The organism is Streptomyces olivochromogenes, assembly GCF_001514115.1.
GTDB classification, from domain to species: Bacteria; Actinomycetota; Actinomycetes; order Streptomycetales; family Streptomycetaceae; genus Streptomyces; species Streptomyces olivochromogenes.
This window is the reverse complement of record NZ_KQ948454.1, coordinates 39,396-54,562: the sequence shown is the minus strand read 5'-3', so window position 1 is coordinate 54,562 and position 15,167 is coordinate 39,396. Positions and strand designations below refer to the sequence as shown.

At 68.9% G+C, this 15,167-nt stretch carries 17 protein-coding genes; 16 read left to right on the top strand and 1 reads right to left on the bottom strand.

Annotated elements, in window-relative coordinates; translation table 11 throughout:
• Positions 1-331: 331 nt before the first annotated feature.
• The 14 genes from AQJ27_RS12695 to AQJ27_RS12630 all read left to right on the top strand — a co-directional run bounded on the left by AQJ27_RS12695 (position 332) and on the right by AQJ27_RS12630 (position 12,275).
• On the top strand, positions 332-2,323 hold the full coding sequence (locus AQJ27_RS12695; protein WP_079064939.1) for an Ig-like domain repeat protein: 1,992 nt from the start codon (positions 332-334) through the stop codon (positions 2,321-2,323).
• Positions 2,324-2,403: 80 nt separating this feature from the next.
• Positions 2,404-3,312, top strand: coding sequence for a sortase (locus tag AQJ27_RS12690; RefSeq protein ID WP_079064938.1), 909 nt, complete (start codon positions 2,404-2,406; stop codon positions 3,310-3,312).
• 137 nt (positions 3,313-3,449) lie between these two features.
• Entirely contained in the window at positions 3,450-4,262 is an 813-nt protein-coding gene (gene pstB, locus AQJ27_RS12685) for a phosphate ABC transporter ATP-binding protein PstB (protein ID WP_067367781.1), read from the top strand.
• Between the two features lie 29 nt (positions 4,263-4,291).
• On the top strand, positions 4,292-5,134 hold the full coding sequence (locus tag AQJ27_RS12680; protein WP_067366604.1) for a poly-gamma-glutamate hydrolase family protein: 843 nt from the start codon (positions 4,292-4,294) through the stop codon (positions 5,132-5,134).
• 40 nt (positions 5,135-5,174) lie between these two features.
• Positions 5,175-5,774 (top strand): hypothetical protein, encoded by a 600-nt coding sequence (locus AQJ27_RS12675; protein ID WP_067366602.1) that lies wholly within the window; start codon positions 5,175-5,177, stop codon positions 5,772-5,774.
• A gap of 65 nt (positions 5,775-5,839) precedes the next feature.
• Positions 5,840-6,274, top strand: a complete 435-nt coding sequence (locus AQJ27_RS12670; RefSeq protein ID WP_067366600.1) for a WXG100 family type VII secretion target — start codon at positions 5,840-5,842, stop codon at positions 6,272-6,274.
• 42 nt (positions 6,275-6,316) lie between these two features.
• Positions 6,317-6,631, top strand: coding sequence for a WXG100 family type VII secretion target (locus AQJ27_RS12665; protein WP_067366598.1), 315 nt, complete (start codon positions 6,317-6,319; stop codon positions 6,629-6,631).
• A complete protein-coding gene (locus AQJ27_RS56360) occupies positions 6,631-8,520 on the top strand; it encodes an RNase A-like domain-containing protein (protein ID WP_067366596.1) in 1,890 nt (629 codons plus the stop codon). Before AQJ27_RS12665 ends, AQJ27_RS56360 begins: the two co-directional genes overlap by 1 nt.
• 45 nt (positions 8,521-8,565) lie before the next feature.
• The gene (locus AQJ27_RS12655) at positions 8,566-9,114 is read left to right on the top strand and encodes a hypothetical protein (protein WP_159064351.1); all 549 of its coding nucleotides are present in this window, start codon (positions 8,566-8,568) and stop codon (positions 9,112-9,114) included.
• A 132-nt stretch (positions 9,115-9,246) separates the two neighbouring features.
• Complete coding sequence (locus tag AQJ27_RS12650; RefSeq protein WP_067366590.1) at positions 9,247-9,921, top strand: hypothetical protein; 675 nt, start codon at positions 9,247-9,249, stop codon at positions 9,919-9,921.
• Positions 9,922-9,991: 70 nt separating this feature from the next.
• A complete protein-coding gene (locus AQJ27_RS12645; protein WP_067366587.1) occupies positions 9,992-10,726 on the top strand; it encodes a hypothetical protein in 735 nt (244 codons plus the stop codon).
• A 27-nt stretch (positions 10,727-10,753) separates the two neighbouring features.
• The gene (locus AQJ27_RS12640) at positions 10,754-11,053 is read left to right on the top strand and encodes an RNase A-like domain-containing protein (RefSeq protein ID WP_067366584.1); all 300 of its coding nucleotides are present in this window, start codon (positions 10,754-10,756) and stop codon (positions 11,051-11,053) included.
• A gap of 32 nt (positions 11,054-11,085) precedes the next feature.
• Complete coding sequence (locus AQJ27_RS12635; protein ID WP_067366581.1) at positions 11,086-11,781, top strand: contact-dependent growth inhibition system immunity protein; 696 nt, start codon at positions 11,086-11,088, stop codon at positions 11,779-11,781.
• Positions 11,778-12,275: a hypothetical protein gene (locus AQJ27_RS12630; RefSeq protein ID WP_067366578.1), complete on the top strand. Its 498-nt coding sequence runs from the start codon at positions 11,778-11,780 to the stop codon at positions 12,273-12,275. Before AQJ27_RS12635 ends, AQJ27_RS12630 begins: the two co-directional genes overlap by 4 nt.
• 10 nt (positions 12,276-12,285) lie before the next feature.
• Here AQJ27_RS12630 and AQJ27_RS12625 read toward each other — a convergent pair whose 3' ends face one another.
• A complete protein-coding gene (locus AQJ27_RS12625; RefSeq protein ID WP_067366575.1) occupies positions 12,286-12,462 on the bottom strand; it encodes a DUF397 domain-containing protein in 177 nt (58 codons plus the stop codon).
• A 529-nt stretch (positions 12,463-12,991) separates the two neighbouring features.
• Here AQJ27_RS12625 and AQJ27_RS12620 point away from each other — a divergent pair.
• Both AQJ27_RS12620 and AQJ27_RS12615 read left to right on the top strand, forming a co-directional pair.
• Complete coding sequence (locus AQJ27_RS12620; protein WP_067366572.1) at positions 12,992-13,192, top strand: hypothetical protein; 201 nt, start codon at positions 12,992-12,994, stop codon at positions 13,190-13,192.
• A gap of 536 nt (positions 13,193-13,728) precedes the next feature.
• Complete coding sequence (locus AQJ27_RS12615; RefSeq protein WP_067366569.1) at positions 13,729-15,015, top strand: amidohydrolase; 1,287 nt, start codon at positions 13,729-13,731, stop codon at positions 15,013-15,015.
• Positions 15,016-15,167 lie beyond the last annotated feature (152 nt).

Below are 15,167 nucleotides of genomic sequence, written 5' to 3'. Positions count from 1 at the left end.
CAGGCCCGTAAGGACCTGGGCCCCGGCCAGGGGAGTCCGGCCCACTGGACTGAGGCCCTCGGGCAGGGGAGTCCGGCCCGCTGGGCCGAGGCTCTCGAACGACGGAGTCAGGTCCATCCGGGCTGAGGCTCTCCGACAAGGGAGTTCAGCCCGCTGGGCCGAGGCTCTCGAACGACGGAGCCAGGTCCACCCGGGCCGGGGCTCCCCACAGACGGCCGTCCGCCCCGAAAGGCAGTCGGGGCGGACGGCTTGACCCCCCACCCTGCCAGATCCACCGGATCCACCAGGTCCACCCGTCGCAGAACCGACGCACAACCTCAGGAGACCCTCGATGCGCAGAATGCGCCTCACGGCGGCCATGGTCGCCGCCGCAGCGGTGTCCGGCACGCTGGCTCTCGCGAGCCCGGCGTCCGCCGACCCCACCCCCGCCGGGACCTTCCGCCAGCTCGTCGGCGTGGGTTCCGACACCACCCAGGACGTGCTCAACGCCCTCGCCGGTGACACCGTCAACGGCAAGAGCTACGCCGAGACCGCCGTGAAGGCGGGCGACGCGGGCATCGCCTCGTACGACGCGATCCCCTCCGGCACCGCCACCACCACCATCCAGACCCGCGCGGGCGGCCCGTCCTTCCTGCGCCCCAACGGCTCCGGCAAGGGCAAGCTCGCCCTCAGCGAGTCGCTGACCGGTGACAAGTTCCCCAGCAGCGACGGCGTCGCCATCAAGGGCCAGGTCGACTTCGCCCGCTCCTCCGGCGGCCCGAGCGTCTCCGGCACCGCCCTCACCTACGTCCCGTTCGCCCGGGACGCGGTCGGCGTCGCGGTCCGCGGCTCGGGTCTCGACACGCTGACGGTCGACCAGCTGCACGACATCTACGCCAACGGCGGGACGTCCACGGTGAACGGCCAGGTCGTGCACCCGGTCATCCCGCAGGTCGACTCCGGCACCCGCAAGTTCTTCCTCGCGGCGATCGGCCTCAACGAGCTCACGGTCTCCCCGAACATCCCGACCGTCCAGGAGAACCAGGCGAACGCCGCGCTCACCCAGGACGGCGCGCTGGTGCCGTTCTCCGTGGGCAGCTGGATCGCCCAGAACAACGGCATCGCGCCCGACTACAGCAAGACCGCGGTCGCCGCCGGCGCGCGCCTGGCCAGCATCCAGCTGCCTGGCGACACCGGCGCCACCAGCCCGGTGACCACGGTGAACGGCAAGCTCACCCCGGTCAGCGGCTACTTCGAGAACGCCACCTTCGGCCGCGACGTCTACAACGTCGTCCCGAGCCGGGCGATCGACCCCTCCAGCGTCTTCTTCGACAAGGCGCTGTACGACGTCTTCGTCACCAGCGGCACCCACGAGGCGGCCCTCGCCACCGACACCGCCGAGAAGGTCATCGCCGACTTCGGCTTCCTGAACGAGTCGTACAACGGCTCGGTCAACCCTGCCAAGCACGCCAAGCTCGGCGGCCTGGAGGAGTCCGGCATCGACATCAAGGCGCCCAACGCGCCTGCCCTGAAGGCCACCCCCGGTGACGCGAGCCTCAAGCTGACCTGGACCGCCCCGACCCCCGCGCCCGCGCTCCCGGTCACCGACTACCGCGTCACGCTGACCGGTTCGGACGGCGCCGTCGTGGCCGTCAAGGACGTCCCGGCCACCACCACGTCGTACAGCTTCACCGGCCTGGCCCTCGGCACCTACACCGCCTCGGTCTCCGCCGCCAACCTCAACGGCACGGGCTCCGCCGCCTCCTGGACCGGCGCCGTCAAGTACACCAGCGCCGTGAAGGCCACCGCCGCCACGACCGCGTACGGCAAGACGCCGAAGGTCGCCGTCACGGTCACCGGCTCGCACGGCGTCGTCCCGAGCGGCAAGGTGACCGTCAAGGACGGCACCACCACGCTCGGCACCGGCACCCTGGACAGCTCCGGCAAGGTCACCATCGGCCTGTCCAACCACCTCAAGGTCGCCACGCACACCCTGTCGGTGTCCTACGGCGGCAGCACCAAGCTCAACGCCTCCGCCACGACCGCCAAGCTGACGATCACCAAGGCGACCCCGTCCGTCGGCAGCACCGCGCCCGCCTCGGTCAGCCACACCGGCCGCGCCAAGGTCGGCGTGAAGGTCACGGCGACCGGCACCACGCCGACCGGCACGGTCCGTGTCTACGAGGGCTCCCGCGTGCTCGCCACCGGCACGCTGAGCGGCGGCAGGGTGACCATCACCCTGCCCAAGATGGGCCGTGGCAAGCACACCATGCACGTGTACTACACGGGCTCCACGACGGTGAACTCGAAGAACGGCGCGAACTTCACCATCAAGTCCACCTGACGCACCACCCGTCGGGGAGACCGCGACCGCGGTCTCCCCGACGGCCCCACCAGTGAAGCCATGGAAGGAGACGCGTCGCCGTGACGGTCGCCGTACAGACCACGCTCACCAGGCCCGTACCGCGGCTGGGCGTTCGGGGAGTCACCGCCGTCCGGCACCTTGCCCGGGGCGGTCTGCTCACCCTGGCCGCCCTGCTGCTCGGCCTCACCGCCCAGCTGCTGCTCGTCAGCGGCATCCAGGAACGGGCCGCGCAGCACGCCTCGTACGACGCGCTGCGCACCCAACTCGCCCTCGGCACCGCCCCGGTGGCCCAGATCGACCAGGAGGGCAGACTGCTGGCGCCCGGCACCCCGGTCGCGCTCGTCGACATCCCCGCCGTCCACGTCCACCAGGTCGTCCTGGAGGGCACCGACTCCGCCGTCCTGACCGACGGCCCCGGCCACCGCCGGGACACCCCGCTGCCCGGACAGACCGGCACCAGCGTGCTGATGGGCCGGGCGGCCGCCTACGGGGGTCCCTTCGGCCGTCTCGACCAGCTCGCCGCGGGCGACACGTTCACCGTGACCACCGGCCAGGGCAAGGCGAAGTACCAGGTCCTCGGCGTACGACGGGCCGGCGATCCGGCGCCCGCCGCCGTGGCCTCCGGCAAGGGCCGCCTGGTCCTCGTCACGGCCACCGGCCCGCACTTCATGCCCGGCGGGGTGCTGCGCGTCGACGCCGACCTGATCTCCACCCCCGCCCAGACCCCGGCGGCAGTCATCCGCTCCGGCACGCTCCCGGAGTCCGAACAGCCCCTCGCGCACCCCTCCGGCGTGCCGTGGCCGCTGGTCATGTGGCTCCAGGCGCTGGTGGCCGCCGCCGTCGCCGCGGTGTGGACCTGGCACCGCTGGGGCCGGCACCAGACATGGATCGTGTTCGCCCCCGTGGTCGCGGTCCTGGGCCTCCAGGTGGCCGTCCGCACCACCGAACTGCTGCCGAACCTGATGTGAATCCTGTGAACCTTCCCGAGACCCACGATCACCACGAGGTGCCCGACGTGACCGATGCGACCGCTTCCCTCGATACGACGGCGACCGACACCGTCGTCCTGCCGCCCGTCGCTCCCGTCGCGCCCGTCAGGACCGCGATGGGAGCCGCGACGGGGACCGCGAAGGGGGCCGTCGCTCCCGCGACCCTCGAAGCCCGCGCCGTCTCGGCCTGGTTCGGCAGCCACCAGGTGCTGCAACAGGTCTCCCTCACGATGCCCGCCGGGCAGGTCACCGCCCTGATCGGCCCCTCCGGCTGCGGCAAGTCGACCTTCCTGCGCACGCTCAACCGGATGCACGAGCTGATCCCCACGGCCGCGATGGGCGGCGAGGTGCTCTTCGACGGCGAGGACATCTACGCCCCCGAGCGCCGCCTGACCGACGCCCGCCGCAGGATCGGCATGGTCTTCCAGAAGCCCAACCCGTTCCCCGCCATGTCGATCTACGACAACGTGGTGGCGGGTCTGCGCCTGACGGGCACGCGCGTCGGCCGTCGCGAGAAGGACGAGCTGGTCGAGGAGAGCCTGACCAGGGCCGGCCTGTGGAAGGAGGTACGGGACCGACTCCGCCAGCCCGGCGGCGCGCTCTCCGGCGGCCAGCAGCAGCGCCTGTGCATCGCCCGCGCCCTGGCCGTACGTCCCCGGGTGCTGCTGATGGACGAACCGTGCTCGGCGCTCGACCCCACGTCCACCCGCCGGGTCGAGGAGACGATCCACGAACTCGCGGGCCAGGTGACCGTCGTGATCGTCACCCACAACATGCAGCAGGCGGCCCGCGTCTCCCAGCAGTGCGCGTTCTTCCTCGCCGAACAGGGCACTCCGGGCGGCATCGTCGAACACGGCCCCACGGAGCACATCTTCGGCACCCCGGAGGACCAGCGCACGGCGGACTACGTGGCGGGCCGCTTCGGCTGACGTCCTCCGCTCTGACATCCTCGGCTGTCATGAAGATCAGACGCCGTACCCTCCTCACCGCGCTCGCGGCGACACCCGTCCTGAGCACGGTCACGGCCGCCGCGACCGCGACGGTGACCGCCACGCCCGCGGCAGCCGCCGAACAGGCCTCGAACACGGCCCTGTACGCCAACCCCGCCTGGACGGAGGGCACGGACTGGGGCCGCCGCTCCAGACGCCACCTGGTCGACGACCAGAGCAGGACCGGCCGCGCCCCCTTCCTCCGCTCCACGGTCATCGCCCCGCACGGCGGCGGCATCGAAGGGGGCACCTCGGAACTCTGCCTGGCGATAGCCGGTTACCACCCCGCCGACCTCGCACCCACCCCGGCGGCCGGCCCGGTGCACGACTTCTGGATGTTCGAGGGCCTGATGAGCGGCGGGAACGGGGCGCTGCACGTCACCTCCACCCACTGCGACGACACGATCGCCCGCTCCCTGTGCGCGGGCAGCCTCAACGTCGTCTCCCTCCACGGCTGCCAGCCGGAGCAGGCGGGCCTGGAACCAGGCGCCGCGGCCGTCCTCGTCGGCGGCCTCAACTCCACCTTCCGCCAGTACCTGATGGAGGAGTTCACCGCGGCCGGCATCCGCGCGGTGACGGCCTCGGGGGAGGAGGAGATCGCGGGCATCGACCCGGACAACATCTGCAACCGCACCCTCCTCGGCATGGGCGCCCAGCTGGAGATGACCACGGCCCTGCGCACCGCGATGTTCGCCCCCGGCAAGAACACGGTCGCCGACCGCGCCACCAACCTCCTCCCCCCCTTCTGGACCTTCACCACCGCGACCCGCAGGGCGATCGATCGGGTGGAGGCGGGGCAGGCGGTGCTGTGACCGTCCCCTCACCGAACACGACTGTCGAAAGGGAGCCGCGATGCCGACGCCGGATGCTCGGTCCTGGGCAGAGGCGCTCAGCATGTACGAGCGGCGGTACTCGTACGTGTTGGTGGGGCCCCGTGCCCACCAGGACTGGGTGCGGGACGTCGCGGCAGTCATGCGCCGGGAGGTGACGGATCCCCGATCCTGGAGGTGGCTCGACGTCGACGAAGGCGAGGAGGAACGGCTGGAGGAGCCGTTCTTTCCCTTCGTCCTGCCGACCTCCGCTCCAGAAGGCGCGGCCGCGTGGCGGCGCGGGCTGCGGACGGTGCCCCGGACATCGGTGGAAAGACTGCTGGTCATGCTGTCCACCACATGGCTGGACGTCCCGCGCGAACGCGCCCGCAATGACTTCGAGACCCGTCGTCCCGAACTGGAGCGGAAGGCCCGGGTGATCCTCTCCCGCTTCCCGGAGGAGACGTCCTTCCACACGAACACCGGGTACCCGACAGCGAGTCCTGACAGCCGCACCGACGCCCCGGACTTCTACGAAGCGACCACCGGCTGCACCCCTCTCTCCCAGTACGACTGGGACCTCGGCCTGATCGCGGTCTCCGGGACCGAACTCGGCCTCTTCTGGTCCTTCGACGCCACCTGAAACCTCGTAAGGTTCTTGGGCGTACGTGACGTGCGATGCCGATGTGACGGGGGCGGAGGTACGGCATGAGAGTGCACGGAGCAGGCGGGGGACAAGGAGGCGGGGGCCCCGACCTGAGGGTGTCAGGGCAGGACCTCACCAAGCTCGCCGATGACCTCGACGACATGCAGGATCACCTCGACAAGCAGGTCAGGCGGATGGACTCGATCGTCGACCGTATCGAGGCTGACTGGCGTGGCCCGGCGGCGACGGCGTACCGCGAGTTCCACCGGGCCGCAGCCGAGGACGCCGTACGCATCCGCGAAGTGATGAAGCATCTGGAGCAGGCCGTGCGGTTGAGCCGGGACGGCTTCACGGAGCAGGAACTGGCCGTGGTCGAGCAGATGCGCCAGATTCGGGTGGACGTGGGCAGCGAGGTCGACCGGCTCTCCACGCCGAACCCGGACGCCGCGTCGGCGACCCCACCCGCGCGCCCGAGTAGCGGCCTCGACGCCCTCTGACCTCCCACAGACCACGAGGCAATTTCACGTACCGGGGGAAAGATGCAGCCAGGAGATGCCGCCGACGACCACATAGCCGTCTCCTTCACCACCCTTCGCGACCTCGCCGTCGAACTGGAGGACATCCTCAAGAAGCTCAACGGCAAACTGGACGACCTCTACGACCGGGTCGTCCCTGTCGTCCTCTCCTGGGAAGGCGAGGCCCGCGAGGTCTTCGTCGACAAACTCGACGAGTGGGACCACTCGGCCCAGGACCTCCAGGCCGCACAGAAGTGGCTGCACGAATACGTCACGACGGGCCACGCCAACTATGCGGCGGCGCACCGGGCGGTGCTGCGGGGCTGGGGAGGTGCCTGATGGCAACGCCCTCACCCTCGCCCTCGACCACGCCCCCGGTCACCACGGGCAACGGCGCGCTCGCCGCCCCGTCGTCCGGCTCGGGCGCGACCCCTGCCCCCTCTCCCGGTTCCCTCAAGGACCCCCAGGGCAAGGACATTTCACAACAGGACACAGGCTCGGCACGGCGCCGACGCTCCGACGAACTGGCGGCGATGAAGCCCGCCGCGCCGGGCAACGCCGTCGGCTTCGACATCCAGCCGAGGCACGTGTACTACGCGTCGTACGTGCTGCGGAACGCCCAGTACGACTTCGCGGACCGGGCCAAGAGTCTCGTCGACACTCTGGACGGGTACGCGCACGCGGCGGGCTGTGGGACCGGCCCTGAGGCCTTCGCGAAGGCGTACGCCGAAGTCGCCGATCTCTTCTTGCAAGTGTGGAGCAGAGCGACGGAGGGTGTCGGCGGCGCTGCGGTGGGCCTCACGGTGACGGCGAACAACTACGCGCAGGCGGAGCACGCGACCAATCCGCTGAGCCCGGCTGTGGTGAGGAAAAACCTCCCCGACGTCCTGAAGAAGGCCGGCGCGGGCGGACCCGTGGCCGAACTCGGCTGGGGCAACGCCCCTGCGGAGGCGGGCTGGGGCAACGAGATCATCGACGACGTCGCCGGGGGCCTGAGCGGGGTCGGCGACTACGTCCTGCGCCCGATCCTGGAGTACGCGCTGCGGCACGGGAAGGTCGCCGACATCACGCCGGGCGGCGACGACGTCGACCTTCCCAAGATCGCGCTGGCGTGGCGGACGGCGGCCAAGGACGCCAAGACGTCCGCGGACACCTTCGACGACGCCGTCGCGTATCTCACCAACCCCGCGCCGGGCCACGACGAGTGGCAGAGCGCGATGAAGCAGTTCTGTTCCGCGATCTGGGGGAGTACGGCCTGGGGCAAAGCGAGTCACAACGGCCGTTACCAGTGGAACCAGAAAGACGGCCGGCGCCCCGCCTTGGAAGTCCTCCAGGACACCGCACGCGACGTCGCGACGGCGTGCGACGCGCTGAGTGCGGAAGTGACGAAGATCAGGTCCACGATCACCGATGTCTACAAGCACGCGGCCGAGAAGACCTTCGTCGCGAAGAGTATCGAGGCCGCTCTGGAACTGGCCCTCAAAATTCCTGAGCTGGCCCTGGAGTTCGTCTCGAACATCGACACGGGTCGCCTTAACCATGCCGTCGAAACGTACAACCGCGAAATCCACACCCTTGCCGGCGACTTGACCGAACTCAAGCACGCGCTGGAAGAGGCGGAGCGCAGCGTTCCCAGATATTCCGCGGAAGAGGCACGCGCCGAGGCCTTCGGTGTGAGGGCGCTCGACGAATTCAAGAAAGAGCACCCGTGGACCAATCCGGAGGACACCAAGAACGGCGTCTACAAGATTGACCTGGCCAGTAGTGAATGGTTGAACGACGGCCACACCCTGGACAAGCATGTCGGAAAGACGTCTGAGCAACTCGCCCAACGCCTGCGTGATCAGGGTGATCCGGCCACCGACGCATGGCCGCACGGTAAGCCCATGGTCAGTGCGGCCTCCAGCTTCGACACCCTGGAGAGCGCGCAGCGGTACACGCAGTACAACATCGACCAGTACTCCGGCGACATCAAGGCATGGCTCGACGGGCCGCCACCGCCTCAGGACGGGGAAGTGAAGAAGCTGGTCGGCCCGGGACCCGACGGGGAAGTCACGGGTACGAGCGTCACGAAGCAACCGTACGACCCGAACGATCCGACGACCGGTTTCAAGCAGGGTGGTATGAACGCCAAGCCCCTGGAGGTGAAGAACATCGATACCCGCCTGAAGTATGACTCCAGCCTCGATCCCCCCTTCGTCGTCATGACTTCCATGCCGGCGCGCTGACCAATTGCGTCGGGAAGAATGAGATCCGGAACGAGAATGGAAACGGTGAACCGAACTGCATGGGAGGAAGCCTCCCTGCGCCTGCTCGACGACGTCTACGCGTTCGCGGCGACCGGCCCGAGGGCCCACTCCGACTGGCGGGACGATGTGCTGGCCGTGATGAACCACGAAGTGGACGACCCGCGCGGCTGGAACGTCCTCGACTGGGAGACGGACAAGGAGGAGCGTGCGACGGCCGGTCCGTCCTTCCCCTTCCGCCCGCCCTCCCGCGAGCTCCTGGAAGAGCGGCTGTTCCCCGTCACGCCGGCGACGGCCGAGCGCCTGCTGGTGACGATGACCTACGACTGGGGCCCGGTCCCCCAGGACGAGGAGGCGGCAGCGGACGCCTACGCCGATGCCCGGACCTTGTTGAGCCGGTACGGGGAGCAGATCTCCTGCTACAGCAACATCACCCGTGCCCGCGCGACTCCGTCGCCCGATCTCACCGACGGAGTCGACGGCTGGGTGTCTCTCACTCAGTACGACGGCGACTTCGGATTCGTCGTCGTCTCGCCGGAAGAGGTCGGTGTCTTCTGGTCGTTCAACCCCATTTGACGAGTAGTGCTGCGCTTCAAACAAGCCGTGGAACCGAAGTTCGTGGTCCTCGCCTCCATGCCCACGACGCCGTGAGCCGACACTGCCGGTTCCGTGAGCGTGAAAGAAGAAGCATGAAAGGTGTCACCAGCGTTGACCACATACATCGGGGCAGTGTTCAACAACGGATTTGTTGCGCGGTTGCTCGACCTGTCCCTTCGCGCGAACACCTCGGAGGACGAGGATTTCGAGAACGAGATTGCCCGCCTCTGCCGGAGCATGCGGAGTACGGGGAGTGCTTCTTGGGCGCTGCCGCTGGCCACTGCCGCGGCCACGGTGGACCTTGTCGCGGAGGTGTTGGCGAGCTCCTTGCGAACCCGACTTCCGGCAGGTTTCGAGGAGAGGCTGGCCCTTGCGGCGGACGGTGGTTCGGTGGAGGAGTACCTGTCGGACACCGCCTCGGCCATCCGCAAGCTCGACAGTGAGGTTGTCCCCGGATATGGGGAGCTTCCCATGGCTCCCTGGGAGGTCTCCCTCGCTTTTCCGCAAGTGATCGACTTCAAATACTGGGTGGAGACCGACGAGTTCGAGACGCTCGACGAGTGTCTGTGGGCCGGGTTCGACAGCATGCATCCCGGAGAATGCGCGAGCAGCGCAACGGCTCTCGTGGCGCAGGCACAGGAAGCCCTGATCCTCTTTCCGGATCCGGACGTTCTGCGCTCGACGCTTTCGCAGAGCATCCCTTGGGTGTCTCGCAATGTTCTGCTGGAGATCGTCCGGAAGGGAAATGAACACCTCGCAGAGTTGCATGGATTCCCAGGGCGATGACAAGGCCGACCGCCAACAGAGCACTGCCGTCATGACGTCCATGCCGGTCGAGAAGAGCCAGGAGTCCTGAATGGCAATTACGCGCCAGGATGTGATCGAGTATTTTTGCCTCGAAGGAGCAAGAAACCTTCTCAAGCTCTACGGGCGCTATCAGGATAATATCCCGGACGACGCTTCGGAGTGGAAGAAGGAGCTCTTTCCTGTCGTTCGTGGCATTTGGAACTCGGAAATGGACGGCGGTAGGAACCGGTACGAGATCGGAGCGCAACTCCGTACTGCCGCCGATTTGTTTGAAACCCATCCAGATGGCTCGCACCACGCCTTGGATAATTTTCCCATGGGGTACCCCGAGGAGCGTACAGCTGCCATTTTTCGGGAAATCGCCGACTATGTGGAACAGTGGGCTTCCCCACTGGACAGGGAAGCCATCAGCGACACCCCGGTAACCGCTCGAGAACTGATCATGCGCTTCCCGCGTCTGAGTAATATCCTGCCCCTTTATTTCGGACAGGATGGTGCGGCCGTAAGTGACGACATGCAGGACGCGAGCACGGAGGAGGGGGTCCGCATGTACATCGACGAGACGCACCCTGAATGCCCGTGGAATCTTCCGGCTGCTGTCGCCGAATGCCACGAAGCTCTGGCGCTTTTTCACACCGAGGATCAACTGGACAGATTCTTCTGCGGGGCTGGAATGCACGGCGGTTCGGGTAGCGACGACTTCACCGAGTTCCTCCCCCTCTTCGCCCGCCTCTGCAGCGAGCACATGAGAGAGTTCCACTCACCGATGTGGGAACCCAGGTAGATTCACGACGAGGGACAATCGCACACCATGCGTACCCGTTCCGCCACCTACCCCGACCGCGAAACCGCCCAATGGGCCACCCAGCAGGTCGTCACCGCCAACGAGCAGCTCATCCACCGCTGGCTCGCCCAGTCCACCCGCCCCCGTCTGACGATCGAGGCGTCGTGGCCCTCGCGTACCGAGCCGGTCGGCCGGGTGCTGATCCAGGCGATGATGCTGGCGGGCCGCGATCCCGTGGGCGTGCGCGCGGCCCGCGTGGTGCTCAAGCGTGACGCGACCCGCCCCCATGGCTTCGTCGTCCAGGCCACCTTCCCCGTCTATCTGTAGAGCCCCGTAGAGACCAGTAGAGGCTGATCACCGTGCCCCTGAGCCCCCTCGAACACGACCGCCGGTACGGCGAACTGGACCAGGTGATCCGCGCCTACGCCGGGCAGCCCGCCGACGACACCCCGGACAGGCCCAGCCAGGCCCTGACCGCCTACATCCGCCACACCTGGCACACCCGCCCCTGGACACTGGCCACGGCAGAGGCCCAGCTGCGCGAGTACGCCCGCAACCCGCCCGGCCGACTCCGCCTGCGCCTCGGCGAGTTCTACGCGATCCCGGACGTCGGGCTACCCGAGTCGGACATCGAGCAGTGGCTGACCTGCCTCGCCGACCACATCAAGCACAGCGTCGAGACCGGCGAGGCCCCGCCCCCGGCCGCCCCCGCCACCCACTGGGAATGGCACGCCCGCTTCCCCGAACTCGCCCAGTTCCTCGGCGGCTGGTTCACCCAGGACATGCCGGACGAGTTCGAAGACCACGACGCCGCCGTCGACGACTACCGGTCCTCCACCGCCCCGCAGCTCGTGGCCCGCCTCGTGGGGGAGCTTCACGAGCTGCTCACCCTCAGCCTGGAGGAGTCCGACTACGCTCTCGCCGTCGCCGAGCTGGGCATGGAGGTGGACCCCCCGGCCCCGTACGCACCGAGCGGCTGGCTCGCGCTGGTCGCCGAGCGGCTCAGTGGGACGCGGGCCCAGTACGGGCCCCCGCCGCAGGGAGACGCGAAGTGACCGCGCCCGTGGACGAGTTGGCGGTCCTGCTCAAGAGCCTCTCGTACGATCTGCGCGTGTACGTCAGCGCGGGCACACTTCGGCCCGCCGGCGGGTCGGGCGGTCTCACGAAGGCCGTCGCCGAGCAAGTACAGGCTCTTGTCGCCGAGTTGTACGAGGGCTACTGGCACCAGTACGCCTACGGCACGGACGGACCGGCGTCTGCGCCGCAGATCGAACTGTCGCTGTACCCCAAGTCTCTGGCAGAGGCCACCGCACTCTTGGGTGAACTCGCCTCGGCGAACCTCATGTTCCCCGAATTCGCCTTCATGGACCGTGCCGAGGCCACATCGATCGCCGCACGTGTGGTGGGGTTGCTCGGTCCTGGCGCGCGCTGGTGGTCCAACAGGGACGACCTCAGCGTGGACACTGTCACCAGCTGCTCGTACGACACGTTCGTCATCGGCAGCGACGGCGACCGTTTCGCCCTGCTGATCCAGGTCGGCGACGACTGACGCGGCTCGCTCACCGGCCCATGTGCACCGCGAACACCGCCCAGGCCGAGGAGACGACCCGGAGGATGGGCCCGTCCACGTCCTTTGAGTCACGGACCGCGACGGTGCCGGGTATGTTGCGGGCGACTTCGACGCACTCGCCGTTGCCGCTGCTGTGGCTGGACTTGGCGAACTCGAACTGCGGCACGGCTCAGAACTCCTTGCGGATACGTCCGATCAGGGCGGTGGAATCGCGAAGAGCGAGTCCGCTCCGGGCAATCCGCTCGAATGTGGCGCAAGGAGACGCACCCCGTGACCAACTCCGCCCTCCCCCTCGCTTCCCCAAGGGCGACGACCGCTACGACTCCGTGGACTACACCCCCTACCCGAGCAACATCCCCCGCGCCCGCAGACACGTCGCCCAACTCGCCGTCGACTGGGGTCACCCCGACGTCGCAGGCGACGCGGCCCTGCTGGCGAGCGAATTGTGCACGAACGCCCTGCTCCACGGGTGTTTACGGGACCGCCTGTTCCGCGTCGAAACGTCGCTGACCGGCAACGCACCGCGCGTCGCCGTGGTGGACCCAGGCGCTCGCCGACTCGGCTCCGAACGAAGAGGCGCGCGGGGAGGCCATCGACTTCGCCGACGCGACCGTGTCCTTCTATGCGCAGACCGCCGGCGGCCCGACGTCCACCCAGGCCGAGATCGACGCCCTCGTCGCCGGAGCGGAAGCCTCTTGAGCCACACGATCATCTGGGAGCGAGCGGCCGCCGAAGGCCTCGAACGACTCCGCGCTCGCGACGGCGACGCGGTGAAACCCCTGGTCGACGCGATCAACGCGCCGGCCGGGAACCCCGAACCCGCCGCCAGCAGCAAGCTCGGCAACACCAACCTGCGGCGGAGCAAGATCCTCATGGCCGGCACTACGGCCGTCTGACGCCGGCGACTGATCAGGAGCCCCCAGTCGTCCCCACGCCCTCCGGCGCGGACCCCGGCGGCCCCTCGCGCCCGGGTCGACAGGGAGTGGTGTTCAGGCATCCGTGCGCATGATCTTGGTCGGGTCTGTGGGACCGTAGGGGACGGGAATGGGCTCGGTCACCCCGAGCGTTCCCCTATGGGAGTTCGCCGGCAGCCCCGGCGGACTGGATCGAGAGAGGGGCGGCGGCCCGCATCAAGGGCCCGCGTCACCCTGTGGTCACGGGCCGTCACCGCAGTCGGCCATCGTGGCGGACATGGCAGTCGGCCATCGTCCCGGACGCGACAGTCGGCCTTCGGCCCGGATGCGGTCCGGGCACGGCGCGCATACCGTCTGGCTCACGATCCCATCGTCCGGAAAGACGGGCGAGCTTACCCATCCCACCGGAAACCTATGCGGCGCGTGGCCAAGTTTCTTCCCCTAACGGGCTGAAGTTTTGTTGATCGTGGGTCAGTTGGCCGCCCCGCCGCCCTACCCTTCAAAGGGTGAACCAATTGATGTCCCGAGAGTACGAGGCCGATGTCCCCGGGGGAGCAGCGCTCCCCGGCACCCTGCCCGACGCCCTGCGTGCCGAGCTGATCGCCTTCCGACGCGACATGCACATGCACCCGGAGCTCGGCAACCAGGAGTTCCGCACCACCGCGGCGCTCAAGGCACGCCTGGAGCAGGCGGGCCTCAAGCCCCGCGTGCTCGACATCGGGACCGGGCTCATCTGTGACATCGGGATCGACGCCGGTGAAGGCGCAGGGGAGGGTGAAGGGGACGGGGCGCGCGCCCGCGTACGGGATCGCGCGGTCGACGGCGGACGCGGCATGCTCGCCCTGCGCGCCGACATCGACGCGCTGCCCATCCCGGACACGAAGAGTGACTGCGCGTACCGCTCGACCGTGCCCGACCGCGCCCACGCCTGCGGCCACGACGTGCACACGACCGTCGTCCTCGGCGCCGGGCTCGTCCTCGCCGAGCTGCATCGCCAGGGGCTCCTGCCGCATCCCGTACGGCTGATCTTCCAGCCCGCCGAAGAGGTCCTGCCCGGGGGCGCCCCCGACGCCATCGAGTCCGGAGTGCTGGACGGCGTGGGGCGGATCATCGGCGTGCACTGCGACCCGAAGGTCGACGCCGGACGGATCGGACTGCGCCACGGTCCCATCACCTCCGCCTGCGACCGGCTGGAAGTCTCACTCGACGGCGCCGGCGGCCACACCGCGCGCCCCCACCTCACCACCGACCTCGTCACCGCCGCCGCGCGCGTCGTCACCGACGTGCCGTCCCTCGTCGCCCGGCGCGTGGACGCCCGCAGCGGGCTCGCGGTGACCTGGGGACGGGTCGAGTCCGGGCACGCCTGCAACGTCATCCCGCAGCACGCCGAGCTCTCCGGGACCGTACGCTGCCTCGACCTCGAGGCCTGGCGACAGGCGCCCGACCTGGTGCACGCGGCCATCGACGAGATCGCGAACCTGTACCGCGCCAAGTCCGAGATCAACTACATCCGGGGCGTCCCGCCGGTCGTCAACGACCCGGCGGTCACGGAACTCCTCCATGACGCCATGACCTCGCGGCGCGGCTCGCACTCCGTCGAGGACACCGAGCAGAGCCTCGGCGGCGAGGACTTCTCCTGGTACCTGGAGCACGTGCCCGGCGCCATGGCGCGCCTCGGCGTCCGTACGCCGGGCGAGCGCACCACCCGTGACCTGCATCGCGGCGACTTCGACGCCGACGAGTCGGCCATCACGGTCGGAGTCGAGCTCTTCACCGCGGCGGCCCTGCTGGACGCGATCCGCTAGCCCACCCTCAGAGGTGGCGCACAAGTGACGTAGGGGTACCCGGGCCGCCGGTCCGCCCGGTGCCCCGATCGGCACCCCTTCGTCCGCTTGCGTCACCCCGCCGTAACGGGTGGCGCGCAAACGTAACCCGGTGGCGGCACGGTTCGATAACG